The organism is Nonomuraea sp. NPDC050451, assembly GCF_044458585.1.
The window spans coordinates 1,145,950-1,166,019 of record NZ_JBITHZ010000001.1 but is presented as its reverse complement, the minus strand read 5'-3'; the positions used below and the strand labels follow the sequence as shown (position 1 = coordinate 1,166,019).

Below are 20,070 nucleotides of genomic sequence, written 5' to 3'. Positions count from 1 at the left end.
CCGCGCCCCGGCCGTCCGCGGTCGGGGCGCTTCGGTTGTCAGGAGGTGATGTCCTTGCCGGAGAAGCGCGCCCAGGCGATCGAGCCGAACAGCACGATGTACGCCCCGAACGTCAGCAGGCCGTCCCGCAGACCCCCGAAGTCGATCGGGCTGCGCAGCACGGCGTCGAAGTTCGTGAACTTGGACGGCAGCAGGTACGGCGTGATCGAGCCCAGCTCGGGGATCGCCCGGAGCACCTGGCAGACGATGACCAGCACCATGGTGGCCGCGATGGCCCCGATGGACACCTCGGTGAACGTCGACAGCGCCAGCGCGACCGCGGCCAGGGCGGCCATCCCGGCGCCGACGTACCCGACGGCGATGAGGATGCGCAGCAGCCCGTCGGCCATCGAGATCGTGGTGCCGGACAGCAGCGTCACCGGCCCGGCCGGGAAGAGGATCAGGCCCGTCAGCAGCGCCGTCAGGGCCACCACCGCGGTGACCGCGTACGCGAAGACGACCGCGTTGAGGTATTTGACCAGCAGCAGCCGGGTGCGCCCCGCCGGGGCGGCCAGCAGGTAGCGCAGGGTCCCCGCCCCGGCCTCGCCCGCGATCGAGTCGCCGGCCACGACGCTGACGGCGACCGGCATCAGCAGCAGCACCAGGAACGAGAACGACACGAACGTCAGCATCAGACTGTTGCCCACGACGTCCTGGACGAGCCCGCCCACCCCCTCCTCGGAGGCGACGAGCCGCAGCGCCACGCCGATCACGATCGGCACGACGCCGAGCACGGCCAGCATCGTCAAGTTGCGCGGCCTGCGGAACGTCAGGCCCAGCTCGGAGCCGAGCAGCCGCCAGAACGCCCACACCCTTCCCGCCGCGGGGGCGGGAGCGGGGGCAGGCGGCTCCGGCGGGCGGCGTTCGGTGGTGCGCATGGACTCCGCGACGGGCACCAGCCCGGGCGTGCGGCGCTCCTCCTGGGTCCCGGCCCCCGTGGTCCCGACGGCGGACCCCAGGGTCCCCGCCGTCTCAGCCGTCGACATCGAAGCCCTCCCCTGTCAGTCCCACGAACACGTCCTCGAGGCTCGGCCGCACCACGGCCAGCCCGCGAACGGCCACGCCCTCCCCCACCAGCGCGGCGTTGACCCGGTCCGGCGCGTGGCCGCCCAGCTCCGCCGTGACCTCCCCGTCCGAGGTCAGCACGTCGGCGAGGCCGAGCGTGCCGAGCACCCGCGCGGCGTCGGCCACGTCCGGCGTCTCCACCCGGATGCGCGTCACGAGCCCGCCGTTCAGCGAGGCGATCGTGCCCTGCGCCACGAGCCTGCCGGTACGCATGATCGCGGCGTGCGTGCACATCTGCTCCACCTCCGCCAGCAGGTGGGAGGAGACGAAGACCGTGGTGCCGTCGGCGGCGATCTCCTTGACCAGCGCGCGGACCTCGCGCGTGCCCTGCGGGTCGAGCCCGTTGGTGGGCTCGTCCAGGATGAGCAGCTCGCGCGGCCCCAGCAGGGCGGCGGCGATGGCCAGGCGCTGGCGCATGCCGAGCGAGTAGTTGCGGAAGCGCTTGCCGGCCGCGGCCGACAGGCCCACGCGGTCGAGCGCCTCGGCGATGCGCCGCTTCGCGGTCGCGCGGGGCGCGGTCGGGTCGGCGGAGTCGAAGCGCATCAGGTTGGCCGCGCCCGACAGGTACGGGTAGAAGGCCGGCCCCTCGACCAGCGCCCCCACCTTGGGCAGGGCCTGGGCCTGGGGCAGGCCGAGCACGGAGTACGCGCCCGACGTCGGCGCGACCAGGCCGAGCAGCATGCGGATCGTGGTGGTCTTGCCCGAGCCGTTCGGCCCCAGGAAGCCGAACACCGAACCGCGCGGCACGGCCAGGTCGAGCGTGTCCACGGCGACCTGGCCGCCGCGGAAGCGCTTGGTCAGGCCCTCCGTGACGAGCGCGAACTCCCCCGCGTTCATCCCCGGGGGCAGGGCCGCCCCGAAGGGCGCCCCTGCTTCCTGCGTGACGGTGGTCACTTCGTGCCCGCCGCCTTGGTGATCTCCTCCGGGGTGACCGCGCCGACCAGGAGGCGGCCGTCGTCGGTCAGCAGGGCGGTGACGAGCTTGGTCTTGATCAGCTTGCCGGAGCCCCACGTGCCGCTCACCGGGGTGGCGGACTTCAGCACGCCGTCGATCAGCGCGCTCGGGTCAGCACTCATGTCCCCGCCCGGGCCGTGGCCGGTGCCCTGGCGACCGTCCGACGGCGTCGCGGTCTTCAGGTCCGACAGCGAGAACGGCACGACCGCCACGGTCGTCCAGCCCTGCCCCACGACCTTCGCCCGCTCCGCGACGTCCTTGGCGTGCTCGGCGCGGTCCGCCGCGACGTCCTGCTCCATGCCGGTGCCGAGGGTCTTCTCCTCCACCTTGGCGCCCGCGGGCGGGGTGAAGGTGAAGTTCTCGGCCGCCGGCGGCGTGAACGTCACCTGCGTGAACCCGACCTGGAACGCCGGCTCGGCCGAGCCCTTGGCGTAGACCTGCACCTGCAGCGGGACGTACGTCTCGCCGTCGAGCGCCAGGCGGATCTCCTGGACGAGCGAGCCCGCGTCCTTGGGCGCCAGCACGAGCTGGTAGACCGGCCGGCCCGCCACCTGGGCGGTGTTGATCACACGGACCGCCGTGTGCTGGTCGACGTTGGCCAGCAGGTGCTCGGCCACCTGCTGCGGCGTCACGTCGGTCGGCCGCGGCGTGGGCAGAGCGCGCTTGTCCTGCCCGGCCTCCGCCTTGATGGTCAGCTTGGTGGCCGTGTTGGTGGCGCTCTCCCAGTACCAGGCCGTGTCGCCGTTCACGATCAGGTTGGTCTCGTTCAACTGGGTCGGCAGGGCCACCCGGACCTTGTCGGCGCCGCCGTACCAGACCTTCACCTCGTGCGAGCCCGACAGCAGGCTCAGCGGCGAGGCCTCGCCGGTCTGCGGCAGCGCCGGCAGGCCGAGCGAGGCCGTCTGCTGCACCGTGCCGGACATCGGCGCGATGCCGCCTTCCTTGCTGGTCGCCGCCACGGCGTCGGCCAGCAGCTGCTGTGCCGACCGCTCCGGCAGCACGGGCTCGCCGCTCACGGCGGCTATGACGGGGCCGGCGCCGATCGCGGCTCCGATCACAGCCGCGGCCGCGATCGGGACTCCCCACCTCACGAACGTGCCTCTGCGCATCTCACTCCTTAACGGTATGTCGATGTTCAGAGCCTGCGTGATGCATCCTTAGGCGGACCTGAGACTGTCTGAGACGGCTCTCAGCCTTCTCAGCGTTGTCTCAGGGCGGGAACAGGAGAATTGCCACATGAGAGTACTTGTCGTCGAGGACGAGCGGCGGATGGCCGCCGCGCTCCAGCGGGGGCTCCAGGCTGAGGGGTTCGCCGTTGACCTCGCCCACGACGGCGAGGAGGGCCTGCACGCGGCCAGGCACGGTGACTACGACGTCGTGGTGCTCGACATCATGCTGCCCAGGCTCTCGGGCTACAACGTGTGCAAGCAGCTGCGCGCGGAGGAGAACTGGGTGCCGATCCTCATGCTGTCGGCCAAGGACGGCGAGTACGACATGGCCGACGGGCTCGACCTGGGCGCCGACGACTACCTGACCAAGCCGTTCTCGTACGTGGTGCTGGTGGCCAGGCTCCGGGCGCTGCTGCGACGCGACGCGGGACGGCGGCCGTCGGTGCTGGTGGCCGGCGACCTGTCGCTCGACCCGGCCCGGCGCAGGGTCGAGCGGGACGGGAGCTCGATCGAGCTGACGCCGAGGGAGTTCGCGCTGCTGGAGTACCTGATCCGGCGGCGGGACGAGGTCGTGTCGAAGGTGGAGATCCTGGAGCACGTCTGGGACACCTTCGACACCGACCCGAACGTGGTCGAGGTGTACGTCGGCTACCTGCGGCGCAAGATCGACGCCCCGTTCGGCAGGAACGCGCTCCAGACCGTGCGCGGCGCCGGCTACCGGCTGGCGGGCGACGGTGGCTGACTCCCCGCTCGTCTGGTGGCGGCGGCAGGGGTTGCGGTTCAGGCTCACGGTGGCGGCCGCCGCGGTGCTCGCGCTGGCGCTGGCCGTGTCGGCGACGGTGCTGGTCAGCGTGCTCGAACGGGCGCTGATGGACACGGTGGACGAGTCCACCAGGCAGACGGCGCAGGCCGTGCGCGTGGCGGCCGACGCCGGGACGCTGACCAGCCCGATCACCACGCACGACGGCACGATCGTGCAGGTCATCGACGCCTCCGGGCGCATCACGCACGTGACGTACGGCACCGACCGGCTGGTCCCGCTGCTGGACGCCAAGGCCCGGGCCAAGGTGCTCAAGCGGGGGCAGGCCACGCTCATGGACGGGCGGCCGTACGCGGTGCCCGGGTTCCTGCGGGTGATCGTGCTCAGCGCGGACCGCGGGCAGACCGTGATCGCGGCCCGGCCCATCAGCGAGATCCAGACCAGCCTGGTCACGGCCGGACGGGTGCTGCTGGTGGGCACGCCCGCGCTGATCGTGCTGCTGGCGGTGGCGAGCTGGCTCATGATCGGCCGTACGCTGCGCCCGATCGCGGCCCTGCGCAGGGGCGCGGCGGACATCACGCACACGGCCAGGTCGCGCCGGCTGCCGGTGCCGCAGTCGCGTGACGAGGTCTACTCGCTGGCCACCACGCTCAACGGCATGCTGGCCAGGCTGGAGGAGGCCGAGCAGCGACAGCGGGCGCTGGTCTCCGACGCGGCGCACGAGCTGCGCAGCCCGCTGGCCAGCATCAGGCTGCAGCTCGAGGTCGCGCTGGGACATCCCGAGGGTCAGGACTGGCGGGAGACCGCCGAGGGCGTCCTGGAGGACACGATGCGGCTGTCCAGGCTGGCCGAGGACCTGCTGGCGCTGGCCAGGCTGGACGAGCGCGGCGGCGTGCCCGCCAGGCGGGAACCCGTCGAGATGGACGAGGTGGTCCGCCAGACCGTCGACAGGTACGCCGAGGCGCGCCTGACGGTGTGCGACCCGGTCGTGGTGCGCGGGGACGCCCTCGACCTGAGCCGGGTGCTGACGAACCTGATGGACAACGCGGTACGCCACACCTCTTCCAAGGTCGAGGTGGCCTTGACCGCGGACGGAGTGCTGACGGTGACCGATGACGGGCCCGGCATCCCCGAACAGGATCGCGAGCGCGTCTTCAACCGCTTCACCAGGCTGGACTCCGGGCGCAGCCGAGATGAGGGCGGCGCCGGGCTGGGGCTGGCCATCGTACGCGAGACCGTGCGTGCGCACGGTGGCACGGTCGTCCTGGAGGACGCCGCGCCCGGTCTGCGGGCCGTGGTGCGGTTGCCGGTTTCCCGGTAGGGGGGTTCGTTCTCTGGATCGTTCCTAATCGGGTCAGGCGGCTGTCCCCTTTTCTGCGGTGGCCAGGAAGTCCTGGGCGATCAGCGGCAGGCGGCGGCGAGCGTGCACGACGGCGATGACGCGCCGTACGGCGGGTTCGAGCGAGCGCACGATCAGGCCCGCGCGACTGGCCTGTTCCGCCAGGCCGCGGTACCAGAGCAAGGACGCCTGGCCGGCACGTACCGCGTTGAGCCAGCCGTTGCGCTCGTCGGTTTCGAGCACGACCACAGGGCTCACCGAGTACTTGCCGAACATCGCGTCCAGCTCCCTGCGCCGCATGCTGCCGCGGGCCGGCAGCGCCAGGCGCATGCCGTGCAGCTTGCCCATCGGCACCGGGTTGGGCAGGTCGAGCCCGGGCGGGGAGATCAGCACGATCTCCTGGCGCTCGAGCGGATGGGTGATCAGGTCCGTGGGGACGGGGAGATCGGTGAGCCCGAGGTCGGCCCGCTGATCTCTGATGGCGTTGACGACGGCGTCTCTGCCGTCGCAGCGCACGATGTGCACGCGTACTCCCGGATGCTCGGCCGCGTAAGCCGGGAGCAGCCGCCCGGCCAGGCCGGGTTCGAGGCTGGGCGTGGATGCGATGCGGAGCTCCGCTTCCGTGACGCCGCCGTGGTTGGCCAGGCTCTCGATCTCGTGAACGGCATCGAGTGCCTCCCTCGCCAGCTTGACCACGCGACGGCCCTGCGCGGTGACGACCACGCCACGGCCTGAACGAGCGAAGAGCGTCATGCCGAGCTCCCGCTCCAGATCGCGGATCGCGCGGGACAGCGCAGGCTGCGCGATGTAAAGCGATCTTGCCGCGTCGGTCATGGTGCGGTGCTCCGCAGTCGCGACCACATAGCGGAGCTGCTGGAGATTCATGCCAAAGAAGCTAGGGCAACGCCCGCCGCGCGGACCGGGAGATAACCGAGATCACCTCGAATGATTTCGGACCGTAACCGATCACTGCTACATCCGTGACGGGTGAGAAATCAGTATGCTTTTGCCCCAAATTTGGCAAGGGTCCGGCTAGTCGCGGCGCAAAGCCATCGATTCCAGACAACCGGGTGAACGGGGAGACACGGTGACAGGGAACGGGCATTATCCACCCCCGCCACAGGGGCCAGGGCAGCCACAGAGGCCGCCCTCGTTGCCGTGGCCGCCGCCGAACTACCGCCAGCCGCAGGCGCCGAGCCGGCAGCCGTACCCGACGCCTCCGCCACCTCCGCCGCCTCCCCCGCCTCCTCCGCAGGGGAACCCGTACCAGCAGGCGCCGAACCACCCTCAGGGGCCCGCCTATCCGCAGCAGACCTATCCCCAGGGCGGCCCGCAGTATCCGCCACCGCCGCCACCTTACGGGCAGCAGCAGCAATACCGGCAACCGCCGCCTCCGCCCCCGCCTCCACCGCCGCCGCCCCCTTTGCCGCCGGCGCAGTGGGGGCCGCCGCAGCGCAGGAAGTCGGGCATGGGCATCTTCGGCGTGATCGGCGGCGTGCTCGGGGGGATCGCCGCGCTGTTCGTGCTGATCATCATCGCCTCGGCGCTGTTCAAGAGCGCGTCGAGGTCGGAGACGACGACACCGGTCGCGATCCCGACGTACGAGCCTTCGGAGCGCGCCACCAGCGACCCGTTCCCGACCCGCACGCGGCGGCCGACCCCGACGGAGTCGGACTCGCCGACGCAGCAGCCCACCCAGGAGGAGACCGAGGAGCCGGACACGACCCCGACGCAGCCTCCCAGGGTGACGCTTAACACGAGCCTGAAGAACAACACCATGTACCGGGCGGGCACGCTGCCCAGGCTGAGCTGCTCCGGCGGGAACGCCAACGTCTTCAACCACAGCCAACTCAAGGCGCTGATCCTGAAGACCGGCAAGTGCATGGACCGGGCGTGGGGGCCGATCCTGGAGAAGCAGGGCATCCAGTTCAGCCCGCCCAACTACGCCATCGCCGCCAAGCGGGGCAGGGGCGCGTGCGGCGACTACCCGTCGGCCGGGAGCATGGTGCCGTACTACTGCCCGCGCAACAACACGATCTACGCCTCCACCTCGGCCATGTCCCGGGGCAACGGCAACGCCCGCGGGTACGGCCAGATCATCTCCTGGCACGGCGGCATCATCAGCATGATGGCCCACGAGTACGGCCACCACATCCAGAACATCACGGGCCTGATGGACAGCTGGTGGCGCGCCACCCTCGACTCCTCCAGCCAGAGCGGCAAGCTGGCGCTCAGCAGGCGGCTCGAGCTGCAGGCGACCTGCTTCGGCGGCATGTGGATGCGGTCGGTGGCGGCGTCGTACCCGGTGAACACGTCCCTGCGCAGCCGCCTGTTCTGGTTCTACGGGCAGGTGGGCGACTATCCGGGGTGGCCGCGCGACCACGGCACGCCCGCGAACAACAACCGGTGGTTCCGGCAGGGCTGGGAGCGGGACAAGACGTACCAGTGCAACACCTGGATGGCGCCGTCCTCGACCGTCTCCTGAAAAAATTACGGCTTACCCAAAACCCCCTAAACGCGGCACATCGTGCACGTAGTGTTCATCTCAGCTTGGGTACATGTCTCTGATGTCCAGATATGGGGACTAGAATCCTGGCAATCTTGTGCCCAACGGGGGGCAAACGACAGTTTTGCCTGGTAGGCGTGTAAGGAGCCGGGTGTGAGCAATCGCGATGGGGCAGAAACCGTGCCAAGGGGCAAGAAACGGCGACCCATTCGCCGTCCGCGCCCTGGCTCCTCATCCCCTCGCTTCGCCAAGCCCCTGACGACCGCCTCCGTACTCGGGTGGACCGCCCTGTCCGCCATCGCGCCCGGCGCCGCACATCTGCGGGCCGGGCGTCGCCGTACCGGGCTGATCCTCCTCAGCGTGTACGCGGTGCTGCTCCTGGCGGCCCTGGCCTACGGGCTGACCCGCAACCTCCAGAACCTCACCGCGTTCGCCGGCGACGGGATGATGGTCACCGTGGTCGTGGTGGCCTCGGTCCTCGCGCTGATGTGGTTCGCGGTGCTGGTGACCTCGTACGTCGCGCTCGGGCCCAACCGGCTCAACCAGCAGGGCCAGGTGCTGACCGGCATCGTCGTCGGGGTGCTGTGCGTGGCGGTGATGTCGCCGTTCGCCCTGACCGCCAACTACGTGCTGACCGCGCGGGAAGCGATCAGAAAGATCTTCCCCTCGGTGTCCGACCCCGAAGCCCCCGCCCCGGTCAAGGAGGGCGAAGACCCGTGGGGCGGCAAGGACCGCGTGAACTTCCTGCTGATCGGCGGCGACGCGGCCGGCAACCGCACCGGCGTACGCACCGACAGCATGAACGTGGCCAGCATCGACCTCAAGACGGGCAACACCGTGCTGTTCAGCCTGCCGCGCAACCTGCAGCACGTGCGCTTCCCGCCGACCTCGCCGCTGCACAAGCAGTTCCCGAACGGCTACATGGCCGAGCTCCCCAACGGGGGCCTGCTCAACGAGGTCTGGCAGTACGCCAACGACAACCCGCAGCTCATGGGCGGCAAGAACAAGGGCCCCCGGGCGCTGATGGACGCCATCGGCTACACGCTTGGCCTCAAGATCGACTACTACATGCTGATGAACATGTACGGCTTCGCGGACCTCGTCGACGCCATCGGCGGCCTCAAGATCCGCGTCGAGCAGGACGTCAAGTGGGGCGGCCACTTCGGCACGGCGGGCACCATCAAGGCGGGCTACCGGAAGCTGACGGGCGAGCAGGCCCTCTGGTACGGCCGCTCCCGGGTCAACAGCGACGACTTCTCCCGCATGGCCCGCCAGCGCTGCGTCATCGGCGCCTTCGCCCAGCAGGCCACCCCCACCAAGATCCTCACCAACTTCACCAGGATCGCCGGCGCGGCCAAGCGGCTGGCCCAGACCAACATCCCGCAGCACCTGGTGCAGCCGCTGGTGGAGCTGGCCGTCAAGGTCAAGGACGCCCGGATCACGAGCGAGCAGTTCGTGCCGCCGGAGTTCTGGCCGGGTTCGCCCGATTGGGCCAAGATCCGCCTGGCCGCCAGGAAGGCGATCGCCGACTCCAACCGGCCCGCCCGCCAGGCCCAGACGGCGAACGTGAGCGCGTCCCCGAGCGTCACCTCCTCGGCCTCGCCGACCCGTACACGCCCCGCGACGCCCACGCAGACGCCGACCAGGAACACCCAGAAGGGCGGCAACGCCAAGTCCCTCGAAGAGCTCTGCGGCCTGTAACCCCCGCACCGGCGGCGGGCCCCACCCCGCCGCCTCCCCCCGCCCCTCCGGCCCGGCTCCCCGCCGCCGTCGGGCCCTCGCCCATCGCCGGCGCCTCCGCCGTCGCTGGAGGCGCCCACCGACCGACGTGCCGAGCCCCTTCGCCGCTCGGGAGTGCCCGCAGGCGCGTGCCACAGCCACCGGACGCCCGCCCTCCGACGCGCTCGGCTCGGGCGGCGAGGTGCGTGGACGCCCGGCCGCCGGCGCGTCCGTCAGGCGGTGGCCGACTTTCGGGGCAGCAGCACCATCGCCCCGATGTAGAGCACCGCCGCCACGATCAGCAGCCCCTTGTAGCCGATCACCAGCGCCGCATACTCCAGGCACCCGCCCACCATGGCCCCCAGCAGGTTCGCGCCGAAGGAGGTGGTCGCGTCGGCCGTCTCGGCGAAGCGCTTGGCGAAGACGACGTTCGCGGCGAAGATCGGCAGGAACGCCACCACCACGGCCGCCACGGCGCGCAGGGGCAGCGGGAGGGACAGGAGCCACGTGTTCGGCACCAGCCAGGCCAGCAGCAGGCCCGCGAGCAGCACGCCGTACATGACGGGCAGCGGCGGGGTGCGGAAGTGGCGGGTGATCTCGACGGCGGCGAGGACCGCGACCAGGACGCCGGCGAAGACGATCGCGTTGACCACCCACGTGGTGCCGAACAGCAGCGCGAACCCGGTCACGCTCTTCGTCTCCAGCAGCATGAACGCCACGCCCAGCAGGAACAGGTCCGCGTACGGCCGCATCCGCTCATAGGGCCCGGCGACGACGCGCACGGCGAAGAGGCTGACGATGAGGATCAGGCCGAGCGTGATGATGTAGATCGGCGGGATCGTGGCGTCCTTGAGGTAGAGGAACGGCCGGTCGTCGTTGGCGGGCTGCGGGGTGCCGGGCGCGGCGCCGGGCCACTCGGACGCGCAGCGCTGCGCGTCGGCCGTCACGCCCGCCGTGATGACGGCCTGCTGGCCGGCGGTGCTGACGACGTCGACGCACGGCTTGTGGCCGAAGGCTCGCTGCATGGTGGAGGCGAGGCGGTCGACCAGCCAGCTCTCCCGGTAGTAGTTGTACATCGAGAAGGTGCCGCCCGGCTTGAGGTGGGCGCGGGCGGCCTTCATGGCCTCCTCGGTGAACAGGTAGCTCTCCAGGCGCAGCGAGCTCGCCCCGGAGACGAGGGTGAGCGAGTCTGGCAGGGCGAAGAGGATCAGGTCGTACTTGCCGCTCGTGCGCTCCAGGAAGGCGCGCCCGTCGGTGATGTGGGTGGTGACGCGCGGGTCGTCGTACGGCTTGTCGGGGTGGACGGAGCCGCCCAGCTCGCGCAGCTTGGGGTCGATCTCCACGGCGTCCACCCGGTTGGCGCCCTTGGACAGCGCGATGGCCACGTCGGTGCCGCTGCCCGCGCCGACGATGAGCACGTCCTTGGGCGGCTTGCTGGTCCGCTCGTACGGCAGGCCGTACTGGGCCTCCCACTGCAGCCGGGCGGCGGCGGGCACGGCCTGCTGGTGCGGGATGCCGTTCACGGCGATGTCGGTGACGAGCACGCCGAGCTGAGTGAGCTGGCGCGTGGTGACCTTGTAGTACGGCGACCAGATGGCCCCGGCGGTCAGCGTCTCCATCAGCAGCAGCCCCACCACGGCCAGCGAGGGCACGGTCACCAGGCCGACGTAGAGCGAGCGCGGCCGGGGCGTGAGCAGCAGCCCGTAGCAGATGGCCGCGATCAGCCCCCAGAACACCGGCGGCGCGCTCAGGAACGACAGCGCCGTGAACGCGGCGATCCCGGTGAGGCTGCCGATCAGGTCGTAGCGGTAGGCCTCCAGGCGCGTCAGCTCGGGGAAGCAGCGCCCGACGAGCTCGGCGGGGCCCATGAGCACCAGCGCCGCGGCGCCGAAGATCACCGGCAGGATCAGCCACGCGGGCGGGCCGCTGGTGGACAGGCTCGTCCAGTACAGGACGCCCTCGGTGTTCCTGTCGACGGTCACGGGGAACGTCAGGACGACCACGACCAGGACGGCCAGCACGACGGGCGAGTAGTACGGCTGCCGCCGCGACCGCCCCACGCGCAGGAAGCCGAGCCCGATGCCCAGGAACGAGCCGAGCAGCACGAAGTTGGTGAAATAGCTGAGGTGGACGATGTTGGACCCGGTCCACCGGATCAGCGCCAGCTCGAGGAACAGCATGAAGGCGCTGGCGAGGATGAGCCTCGGCCGCACCGCCAGCCAGTGAGCCTTTTCCCCGTCGTCGACCGGCTTCTGCGCCTGGAGCGTCATGATTCGACACCGTAGTGAAGAGACCGGGAACACGGAAGCCTGACGCCCCGGAAGAAATGTCATCCGGTTCGCACTAATTGGGGTATTTGCGCAGGTCAAACCCTTGAAAGGCGCTGGACGCCGGGGCAATGGATGGAGGAATCTTGGGGAGTTCGTTCCCTCCACGAGATTCGGTGGTGACACATGCGGGTCCTGATCCAGCTCCGCCCCTCCCCCGATCTGGTCGCGGCCGTCGCCGACCCGGATCAGAGCGCCACCACGGCCGACGTGGCAGACGGGCTGCCCGGGGTCGAGCTCGACACCGCGTACATCCCTGTGGCGGTCGCGCGGCCCGTCCCGGCCGCCGGGGGCGACCCCCTCTCGCTCAACCAGCCGCTCGACTTCTCGCTGGCCGCCGAGGACGCCTCCGTGCTGGTGCGCGGCACGATCTCGGACGACGAGCTGGCCTCCAGGGTCACGTTGCTGCCCGCGCTGCGGCCCGACGTGGTCGGCGTCTTCGCCGATCCGGTGATCGAGACCACGCGCACGTGCGGGGGCGACCCGCCGGTCGGCACCTGGCACGACGTGGAGCGGCTGCTCAACGTGCCGGGGCTGAGCGCCGAGGGCCTCGACGGCAGCGGGGTGGCGCTGGCCGTGCTCGACACCGGGATCAACGCGGCCCACACCGCCAGGCAGCTCGGCAGGGGCGTCACGCTGGACGCCGAGCGGTCGTGGAGCCCGCAGGGCGTGCTGGGCAAGGCGGGCGAGTTCGAGGTCGATCACGGGACGATGTGCGCGTTCGACACGCTCATCGCCGCTCCCCAGGCGTCGCTGATCGACATTCCGGTCCTGCTGTCCACCCGGCCCGGCGGCTCGGCGCTGGACGGGCTGCTGTCCGACGCGGTGTCGGCGTTCGCGCACCTGCGCAACGTGCTCGCCGCCCAGCCCGCCGAGTCCAGGGCACTGGTGGTGAGCAACTCGTGGGGCTCGTTCTCCCCGGAGTGGGACTTCCCGGTCGGGCATCCGGGCAACTACTCCGACAACGCCGCCCACCCGTTCAACCTGATGGTGGCCGAGCTCGACCGGGCGGGCGCGGACGTGCTGTTCGCGGCGGGCAACTGCGGCACCCACTGCCCCGACGGCCGGTGCGTCTACCCCAACCGGCCCATCGTCGGCGCCAACTCCCACCCGAAGGCCCTGTCCATCGGCGGGGTCGACATCAACGGGGAGCGGGTGGGCTACTCCTCGCAGGGCCCCGGGCGGCTGACCGCCCGCAAGCCCGACTTCTGCGCCTACACCCACTTCTCCGGGTCCAAGGCGTTCGGCGACGGCGAGCCCGACTCGGGCACCTCCGCGGCGACGCCGGTGGCCGCCGGGCTCGTCGCCGCCGTCCGCACCCTGTGGCCCTCGACGCGGCTGTCGCCCGCCCAGCTGCGGGCGCTGCTGCGGCGCACCGCCGAGGACCGCAGCGAGGTGGGCTTCGACTACGACTACGGCTACGGGAACGTGGACCCGGCGGGGATCATCGCCGCGCTGCGGCGGCGCGCCAGGAACGCGGCCTGAACGGCGTCATCAGGCGTTCTCCCGGTTGAAGACCCTGGTCCCGATGGTGAGGCTGGCCGCGGCGAACACCACGGTCACGGCCACTCCCAGGCCCACAGTGCCCGTCAGGTAGTGCCCCTCGAACAGGTCGCGCAGCGCCTCCAGCGTGTACCTGAACGGGCTGATGTGCGAGATGGCGTCGAGCCAGCCCGGCGCCATCGACATCGGCAGGAACGAGCCGGACAGCAGGACCAGCGGGATCACCGCCGTGGACATCACGGGCGCGAACAGGTGCTCGTTCATCGTCAGCGCGATGGCGTACGACAGCGCCGCCAGGCTGCTGCCCAGCACGATCACCAGCACGAACCCGGCAGCCAGCCCCAGCGCGGGAGCCCGCAGGCCGAGGGCGAAGGCGACCACGAGGAGCAGCAGGGTCTGGATCGTCATGGTGAGCGCGTTGTTGAGCACACGTCCGAGCAGCAGCGCCAGGCGGCTGGCCGGGGTGACGCGCATGCGCTCCAGCACGCCGGAGCGCTTCTCGAACACCACCCCGAACCCGGCCAGCCCCATGCTCATGAGCCCGAGCTGGACGATGAGGCCGGGGACGAGCGTCTCCCACGTGCCGAACGTAGCGAAGATGGGCCCGAACAGCACCAGGAAGAGCAGCGGCTGGATCGCGCCGAAGATCATGCCGACCTTCTGCTGGAGCGTGACGCGCACGCCGTGGCGGAACAGCACCCAGGTGTCGCGCAGCATCAGACGCCCGCCTCCTCGCGCAGCGACCTGCCGGTGATGTCCAGGAACACCTCGTCGAGGGTGCGCCCGCCGGTCTTGAGCTCGGCCGGGGCGCCCTCGGCCACGATGTGGCCGTGATCGATGATCACTATCCGGTCGCAAAGCGCGTCGGCCTCGTCCAGGTAGTGGGTGGTGAGGAAGACCGTCATGCCCTGCTCGGCGCGCAGGGAGCGGATGTGGTCCCACAGGTTGGCCCGGCTCTGCGGGTCGAGGCCCGTCGTGGGCTCGTCGAGGAAGAGCAGGACCGGGTCGTGCAGCAGGGCGAACGCTATGTCGAAGCGGCGGCGCTGACCGCCGGACAGCGCCGCGCCGGGCTTCGACTCCAGGCCCGTGAGTTCGAGCCGCTCCAGCGCCTCCCGCGTCTTGGTCTCCGCCTTCGCCCTGCTCAGGCCGTACAGCATGCCCTGGAGCACGAGCTCGGCCATCAGCGGCGAGGCCGGTGACGTCCCGCCGGTCTGGGAGACGTAGCCGATGCGCCTGCGCACCTCCTTCGCGTCGCCGAGCAGGTCGTGGCCGGCCACCGTGGCGGTGCCGGACGTGGGGCGCAGCAACGTGGTCAGCATGCGCATGGTCGTGGTCTTGCCGGCGCCGTTCGGACCGAGGAACCCGACGATCTCGCCGGGCCCGACCGACAGGTCGACGCCTTTGACGGCCTCTACGCCGCCGTCGAAGGTCTTGCTCAGACCTGAAGTTCTGATCATTTCATCGCCTCCAAAATTAGGGTAATCATAATTTTGGTGTGACTGCAAACTTGGTACGATGGAGGCATGCAAGAGGGGCTGCGGGAGCGGAAGAAGCGCGAGACCAGGCAGCGCATCGCGGACGTCGCGATGGGGCTGTTCATGGCCAAGGGGTTCGACAACGTGACCGTGGCCGAGGTGGCGCGGGCCGCCGACGTGTCGGTCAACACGGTGTTCAACTACTTCAGCACCAAGGAGGACCTGTTCGCCGACCGGCAGGAGGTGGCCGTCGACCTGGCCCCGCGGGTGCTGCGCGAGCGCGAGCCCGGGGAGAGCGTGGTGCGGGCGTTCCGCCGCGACTTCCTCGACGCCCTCGACACCCGCCACTGGCGCTACGGGCTCAACATGGGAGCCGACGTGTTCGCCAGGATCGTCAGCGAGGCCCCCTCGCTGGTCGCCAAGCTACGCGAGATCGGCGAGGGGCGGGAGCGCGCGCTGGCGCAGGCGCTGGCCGACGAGCTCGAGGCCGACCCCGACGATCTGACGCCGCGGCTGGTGGCCGCCCACATCCTCAACACGACGCGGCTGCTCGGCGACCACTCGATCCGCCGGCTCCTCGCGGGCGAGGAATGGGAGAGCATCGAGCCCGGCCTGCGGGCTCAGGCGGAGAAGGCCTTCGACCTGCTGGAGTCGGGCGTCGGCGACCTGCTAGCTGGAAAGGGCGCCGGTGATCAGCATGAGCCCGAACATTAGGACGACGAAGCCGAGGGTGACCATCATCAGGATCGAGCTGACGATGCCGCAGATGCGCCCGGCCTGCACCATGCCGCGGTTCTCGTAGTAGTAGCCGCTCTCGTCGATCTCGCGCAGCGCCCGGTTGCCCATCGACCAGGCGAAGGGGCCGATGAACGTGCAGACCACCAGGCTCAGGATGCCCAGCACCAGGATGGTGGTGCCCTGGGGGTGGGTCTGGGGTGGCGGCCCGTAGTAGGAGGGACCGTAGTTCGGATAGGACATGGTCGCTCGGCGCCCTCACCATTCGTCGCTCAGGTGCGTTTTTATACCACAGACACCGGCTTGATCATGTTGCGTCATCATGGTGGGGCACATGACCAAGCCCTTTAGGAGCCTGCCCCCGTGCGTGAACGCACCGCCGCCTTCCTCGCCCGCGAAAGCTTCCAGCGGTTCATCGTCGGCGTCATCCTGCTCAACGCGGCCACGCTGGGTCTCGAGACCTTCCCCCAGGTCGTCGCGCGCTTCGGCCACCTGCTCACTGTGGTCGACCACATCGCGCTGTACGTCTTCGCCGTCGAGCTGATCGCCAAGATCTACGTCGAGCGCTCCAGGTTCCTGCGCGACCCGTGGAACGTCTTCGACGCCGCGATCGTCGCCATCGCCTTCCTGCCCGCCACGGGCGGCCTGTCCGTGCTGCGCTCGCTGCGCATCCTGCGTGCCCTGCGGCTGCTGTCGGTCGTGCCCAGCCTGCGCCGCGTCGTCTCGGCGCTGCTGCGCGCGATGCCGGGGATGAGCTCGATCGTGGTGCTGCTCGGCCTGGTGCTCTACGTGGCCGCCGTCATGGCCACCAAGCTCTACGGGAGCACCTCCCCCGAGCGCTTCGGCAGCCTGCAGACCTCGCTGTTCACCCTCTACCAGACGATGACGGGCGACGACTGGGGCAACATCGCCAGGGAGGTGATGACCCGGCATCCGTCGGCCTGGGTCTTCTTCACCATCTTCATCCTGGTGTGCACGTTCGTGATCCTGAACCTCTTCATGGCCGTGGTCGTCAGCGCCATGGACGAGGAGAACGCCGAGGAGCGCGCCGTGCTGGAGGACACCAGCGAGCACACCCAGCGGATCCTCGACGAACTGGCCGAGCTGCGCAAGGAGATCGCCGAGCTACGCCGGCCGGGCTGAGCCCTCCTGAACCGTGCCCCCATGCCGGTAGGCCACCCGCCACAGGGCGACGACCAGCAGCAGCGCGACCACGGCCCAGCCCGCGAGGAACCCGGAAACCGCGCCCACCGCCAGCGGCGCGGCCACGGACGGCAGCGCCCATCCCCAGATCCACCGCCGCTCGGCGCCTCCCGCCACGCCGAGCACGGCGGAGGCGGCGAAGTAGACGGCCAGACCGGCGCCCAGCACCCAGCCGACGCCGCCGTGCGGGTGCGCGGCCGGATCACCGGCGACCGCGCCGAGCCCGGCCGCGGTCGCGGTGATGCCCGCGGTCATCGCGAAGTGCGCGGGCAGCGCCACATACGCGCGCAGCCCCCGCTCGGCCGCGCCCGGCACCGCGCTCACGCCGTACTGCAGGGTCAGCCACCACAGCGAGACGATCAGCCCGAACCCGGCCACCGCCGCCAGCCCGAGCGACAGGTCCCAGGAATGCCCGGAGGAGGCCATCACGACCTGCATGACGGCCTCGCCGAGCACGATGATCACGAACAGGCCGAGCCGCTCCCCGAGATGTGCCGGGTCGAGCACGGCGGCCTTGACCGCCGCCGCCGGGCGCAGCACCGTCCCGTTGCCCCTCCTCCGGTCGCGATTCTCCAGCCGCTGCGCCTGCCGCTGGGCCTGCCGCTGCATCTCGCTGATCAGGCGCTCCGGCCTGCGGCTCTGGAGCACGGAGAAGATCATGTCGAGTACGGCGCCCAGCCCCCACAGAAAGTAGCGCCCCGGGCCCTGGACGCCGATGGAGGCGAACCACGGGATCAGGCCCGCGCCGAGCTGGGCGGCCGGCCACGCCGTCAGGATCGTGCCGGAGCGCTGCAGGGTCTGCGAGGCGGCGACCCTGCAGGTGATGTAGGCGGCGATGAACCAGCCGTCATGCGTGTCGCCGGTCGCCTCCAGCACGTGCGCCACGTCGGGCGCGGCCGCGGCCATCACCGCGATGCCGAACATGCCGATCAGCATGCCGCGGGTGCGGGTGCGCTCGGCCTCGGCGTTCGAATAGAGCGTCAGCGTCGTCCACACGCTCCACACCGCGTAGTAGAGCACCGCGAACAACGCGACGTTCTCCCACGTCGGGTGCTCCAGGCGGTGGGCGAGCTGCGCCACCGCCACGACGACCACCAGGTCGAAGAACAGCTCTAACCAACTCGCGTGACGCTCTACCGGTTCACTCACGGCTAACGAGAATAGAACTCCACGACGAGTTGCTCCTCCACGGGCACCACGATCTGCCCGCGTTCGGGGCGGTTCACCAGCGTGAACGTCAGGTTGGCGTGGTCCACGGAAAGGTAGGGCGCGATGCGCTCGTCGGCGTAGATCCCTTCGGCGGCGGCCACGAACGGCTGCATCTTGCGGGACCGCTCCCGCACCGTGACCACCTGGCCGGGCTTGACGAGGTAGCTGGGGATGTCCACCTTGCGGCCGTCCACGGCGATGTGGCCGTGGTTGATGTACTGCCGCGCCGCGTAGATGGACGGCGCCAGCCCGGCGCGCAGCACGAGCGAGGCCAGGCGGCTCTCCAGCAGCGTGACCAGTTCGGCGCCGGACGCGCCCGACTTGCGGACGGCGAGGTCCCAGTAGCGGCGCAGCTGCCGCTCCGACACGTCGTAGTACCAGCGCAGCTTCTGCTTCTCCATCAGCCGCAGCCCGTAGTCGCCGGTGCTGCGGCGGTTGGTCTTGCGGCCGTGCTCGCCCGGCGGATAGGGGCGCTGCTCGAAGTAGCGGACGGCTTTCCTGGTCAGCGGGACGCCCGCGCGACGCGACAGTCGCACCTTGGGACCGGTGTAGCGCACGTTCACCTCAATGTGATTAGGTAATCCTTACTTAGGGAAGCCTAACCTATCATTGAAACGGAGGGCCCATGCTGCCGATCCCCGAGCGGGTCCGCACCCTCGCCGCGACCGCGAGCGTCGCCAAGCTGTCGGTCGACGGAGCCCCCTCGCCGGCCCGGGGAGGCGTGGACGAGCGCGGCCGGCCCGTGCTCCTGGTGCTGCCTGGCGAGCCCCTGCACCCCCTGCGCGAGGACGCCGTCGTTGCGGTGAACCTGACGGCGATGCGGCAACTGGGCGACGCCACCCATCCCCGCGGGTTGCTGGAGGTGCAGGGGTGGGCGGAGGCCGTGCCGGAGAGCGAGGCGCGTGGCGCGGCGGTCGCGGTGGCAGCCCACAGCGCCGACGAGAGCCTGTTCGACGCGCTCGAACGGTTCGGGGAGCGCTCCGCGCCCCGGCTGCTGCGGCTGGACGTGGGGCAGGTCGTGTACCTGACCGGGCAGGAGTCGGGGCTGCTGGACGCCGACGACTACCTGGGCGCGACGCCGGACCCGCTGGCGGAGACGGCCGAGCGGGTGCTCGCGCACGTCAACGCCTCGCACCGGGCGCAGCTCACCGCCGGCGTGTCCCGGCAGCTCGGTGAGGAGGCCGGCGAGGTGTGGCTGTGGGAGCTGGACCGGTTCGGGGCGACCGTGCGGGTGGACGAGGCGCTGATCCGCTTCCCGTGGCCGACCCCGGCCCGCTCCGACCTGTGCCTGGAGACGGCGCTGCGCGGGCTGCTGTGCTCCTGTTGATGATCACAATTGGCTCTCCGATTTGTCCGGATCGGCCCTGGCATCGGCGGCACCTCTCTAGCATTTGAGGCGTGACTGGCACGGAGCGATCATCGGAACCCCACCAGTTCGCCGACGAGAGCGGGCGGCGGGGGCGGATACTGATGATCGCCGGCGCGCTGATCGGCACGCTCATGCTGGCCTCGGCGGGGATCCTGGTGGGCGGGGCGTCCACCGGCACGCGGCTGGACGCGGTCGACTGGCACCGCACCGGCCCCGGCGCCCGCGACGGCTCCATCCCGGTCGCCACCGAATCCCGCCTGCGCACGGCGCCCACCGTCCTCGGCCCCTCCGCGCATCCGGCGCATTCCTCCGTCGCGCGCCGCCCCACTCCGAAGCAGGCACTCTCGGCGCGCCCGACCCCACGGCGGACAAACTCCACGCGCCCGACCCCCGCCCCGGCTTCCCGTACGCCCACGCCTGCGCAGGTCACGGTTACCCCGGCGGTGCAGCCGACCCGCTCGTCCGTGGCGCCACCCCCCACCGCCGCCACGCCGCCCGGCCGCACTCACGTTCCGCCCGGTCAGACGCGGCACCCCAAAAAGCACTAAACCCCTCTTTTTTACGGCTGCGCACGGTGGGCCGCACGCGCCGACCCCCGTTGCCGTCTGTCATGGCCGGTCGTGAAGGCTCACGGGCTGCTCGCCGTGACGACGCGCACTCTTACGAAGAATCTTGGCCTGGTTGTGGAATGAAGCATT

The 20,070-nt window shown here is 70.7% G+C and carries 19 protein-coding genes; 9 read left to right on the top strand and 10 right to left on the bottom strand.

The genetic code is table 11. The features are described from left to right. Positions 1–38 precede the first annotated feature (38 nt). Genes ACIBI9_RS05360 through ACIBI9_RS05350 form a run of 3 tightly spaced genes read right to left on the bottom strand, consistent with a single transcriptional unit; the run spans position 39 to position 3,167 of the window. Positions 39–1,025 (bottom strand): ABC transporter permease, encoded by a 987-nt coding sequence (locus ACIBI9_RS05360; RefSeq protein WP_397220677.1) that lies wholly within the window; start codon positions 1,023–1,025, stop codon positions 39–41. Further along, on the bottom strand, positions 1,012–1,998 hold the full coding sequence (locus ACIBI9_RS05355) for an ATP-binding cassette domain-containing protein (RefSeq protein ID WP_397220676.1): 987 nt from the start codon (positions 1,996–1,998) through the stop codon (positions 1,012–1,014). The genes ACIBI9_RS05360 and ACIBI9_RS05355 overlap by 14 nt, the downstream gene beginning before the upstream one ends. Further along, entirely contained in the window at positions 1,995–3,167 is a 1,173-nt protein-coding gene (locus tag ACIBI9_RS05350) for an outer membrane lipoprotein carrier protein LolA (RefSeq protein WP_397220675.1), read from the bottom strand. The genes ACIBI9_RS05355 and ACIBI9_RS05350 overlap by 4 nt, the downstream gene beginning before the upstream one ends. A 127-nt stretch (positions 3,168–3,294) precedes the next feature. Between ACIBI9_RS05350 and ACIBI9_RS05345 the strand changes: the two genes are divergently transcribed. After that, positions 3,295–3,969, top strand: coding sequence for a response regulator transcription factor (locus ACIBI9_RS05345; RefSeq protein WP_397220674.1), 675 nt, complete (start codon positions 3,295–3,297; stop codon positions 3,967–3,969). Next, entirely contained in the window at positions 3,962–5,308 is a 1,347-nt protein-coding gene (locus ACIBI9_RS05340) for a sensor histidine kinase (protein WP_397220673.1), read from the top strand. Before ACIBI9_RS05345 ends, ACIBI9_RS05340 begins: the two co-directional genes overlap by 8 nt. A gap of 33 nt (positions 5,309–5,341) precedes the next feature. On the opposite strand, the gene ACIBI9_RS05335 is transcribed toward ACIBI9_RS05340, so the two are convergent. Next, on the bottom strand, positions 5,342–6,211 hold the full coding sequence (locus tag ACIBI9_RS05335) for a LysR family transcriptional regulator (RefSeq protein WP_397220672.1): 870 nt from the start codon (positions 6,209–6,211) through the stop codon (positions 5,342–5,344). 583 nt (positions 6,212–6,794) lie between these two features. Here ACIBI9_RS05335 and ACIBI9_RS05330 point away from each other — a divergent pair. Next, complete coding sequence (locus ACIBI9_RS05330) at positions 6,795–7,811, top strand: neutral zinc metallopeptidase (protein ID WP_397220671.1); 1,017 nt, start codon at positions 6,795–6,797, stop codon at positions 7,809–7,811. Between the two features lie 174 nt (positions 7,812–7,985). Beyond that, positions 7,986–9,533, top strand: a complete 1,548-nt coding sequence (locus ACIBI9_RS05325) for an LCP family protein (protein WP_397220670.1) — start codon at positions 7,986–7,988, stop codon at positions 9,531–9,533. A 251-nt stretch (positions 9,534–9,784) separates the two neighbouring features. Here the strand turns inward: ACIBI9_RS05325 and ACIBI9_RS05320 are convergent, their stop codons facing one another. Beyond that, positions 9,785–11,821, bottom strand: a complete 2,037-nt coding sequence (locus ACIBI9_RS05320) for a spermidine synthase (protein WP_397220669.1) — start codon at positions 11,819–11,821, stop codon at positions 9,785–9,787. A gap of 183 nt (positions 11,822–12,004) precedes the next feature. On the opposite strand from ACIBI9_RS05320, the gene ACIBI9_RS05315 reads away from it, so the two are divergent. Beyond that, complete coding sequence (locus tag ACIBI9_RS05315) at positions 12,005–13,363, top strand: S8 family serine peptidase (RefSeq protein WP_397220668.1); 1,359 nt, start codon at positions 12,005–12,007, stop codon at positions 13,361–13,363. Positions 13,364–13,372: 9 nt separating this feature from the next. Here ACIBI9_RS05315 and ACIBI9_RS05310 read toward each other — a convergent pair whose 3' ends face one another. After that, positions 13,373–14,098, bottom strand: a complete 726-nt coding sequence (locus tag ACIBI9_RS05310; RefSeq protein ID WP_397220667.1) for an ABC transporter permease — start codon at positions 14,096–14,098, stop codon at positions 13,373–13,375. Next, the gene (locus tag ACIBI9_RS05305; protein WP_397220666.1) at positions 14,098–14,838 is read right to left on the bottom strand and encodes an ABC transporter ATP-binding protein; all 741 of its coding nucleotides are present in this window, start codon (positions 14,836–14,838) and stop codon (positions 14,098–14,100) included. Before ACIBI9_RS05305 ends, ACIBI9_RS05310 begins: the two co-directional genes overlap by 1 nt. A 66-nt stretch (positions 14,839–14,904) precedes the next feature. Here ACIBI9_RS05305 and ACIBI9_RS05300 point away from each other — a divergent pair, with 66 nt between their 5' ends. After that, positions 14,905–15,570, top strand: coding sequence for a TetR/AcrR family transcriptional regulator (locus tag ACIBI9_RS05300; protein WP_397220665.1), 666 nt, complete (start codon positions 14,905–14,907; stop codon positions 15,568–15,570). Here ACIBI9_RS05300 and ACIBI9_RS05295 read toward each other — a convergent pair. Then, entirely contained in the window at positions 15,526–15,834 is a 309-nt protein-coding gene (locus ACIBI9_RS05295) for a DUF4190 domain-containing protein (RefSeq protein ID WP_397220664.1), read from the bottom strand. The two genes, ACIBI9_RS05300 and ACIBI9_RS05295, sit on opposite strands and share 45 nt — an antisense overlap. A 120-nt stretch (positions 15,835–15,954) precedes the next feature. Between ACIBI9_RS05295 and ACIBI9_RS05290 the strand changes: the two genes are divergently transcribed. Continuing rightward, positions 15,955–16,734, top strand: a complete 780-nt coding sequence (locus tag ACIBI9_RS05290) for an ion transporter (protein WP_397220663.1) — start codon at positions 15,955–15,957, stop codon at positions 16,732–16,734. On the opposite strand, the gene ACIBI9_RS05285 is transcribed toward ACIBI9_RS05290, so the two are convergent. Beyond that, positions 16,717–17,943, bottom strand: coding sequence for a low temperature requirement protein A (locus ACIBI9_RS05285; protein WP_397220662.1), 1,227 nt, complete (start codon positions 17,941–17,943; stop codon positions 16,717–16,719). The two genes, ACIBI9_RS05290 and ACIBI9_RS05285, sit on opposite strands and share 18 nt — an antisense overlap. Before the next feature lie 2 nt (positions 17,944–17,945). Continuing rightward, a complete protein-coding gene (rpsD, locus tag ACIBI9_RS05280) occupies positions 17,946–18,560 on the bottom strand; it encodes a 30S ribosomal protein S4 (protein ID WP_397220838.1) in 615 nt (204 codons plus the stop codon). Between the two features lie 68 nt (positions 18,561–18,628). Here rpsD and ACIBI9_RS05275 point away from each other — a divergent pair, with 68 nt between their 5' ends. Both ACIBI9_RS05275 and ACIBI9_RS05270 read left to right on the top strand, forming a co-directional pair. Further along, positions 18,629–19,330: a DUF2470 domain-containing protein gene (locus tag ACIBI9_RS05275; protein WP_397220661.1), complete on the top strand. Its 702-nt coding sequence runs from the start codon at positions 18,629–18,631 to the stop codon at positions 19,328–19,330. 71 nt (positions 19,331–19,401) lie between these two features. Continuing rightward, entirely contained in the window at positions 19,402–19,920 is a 519-nt protein-coding gene (locus ACIBI9_RS05270; protein ID WP_397220660.1) for a hypothetical protein, read from the top strand. Positions 19,921–20,070: the final 150 nt, after the last annotated feature.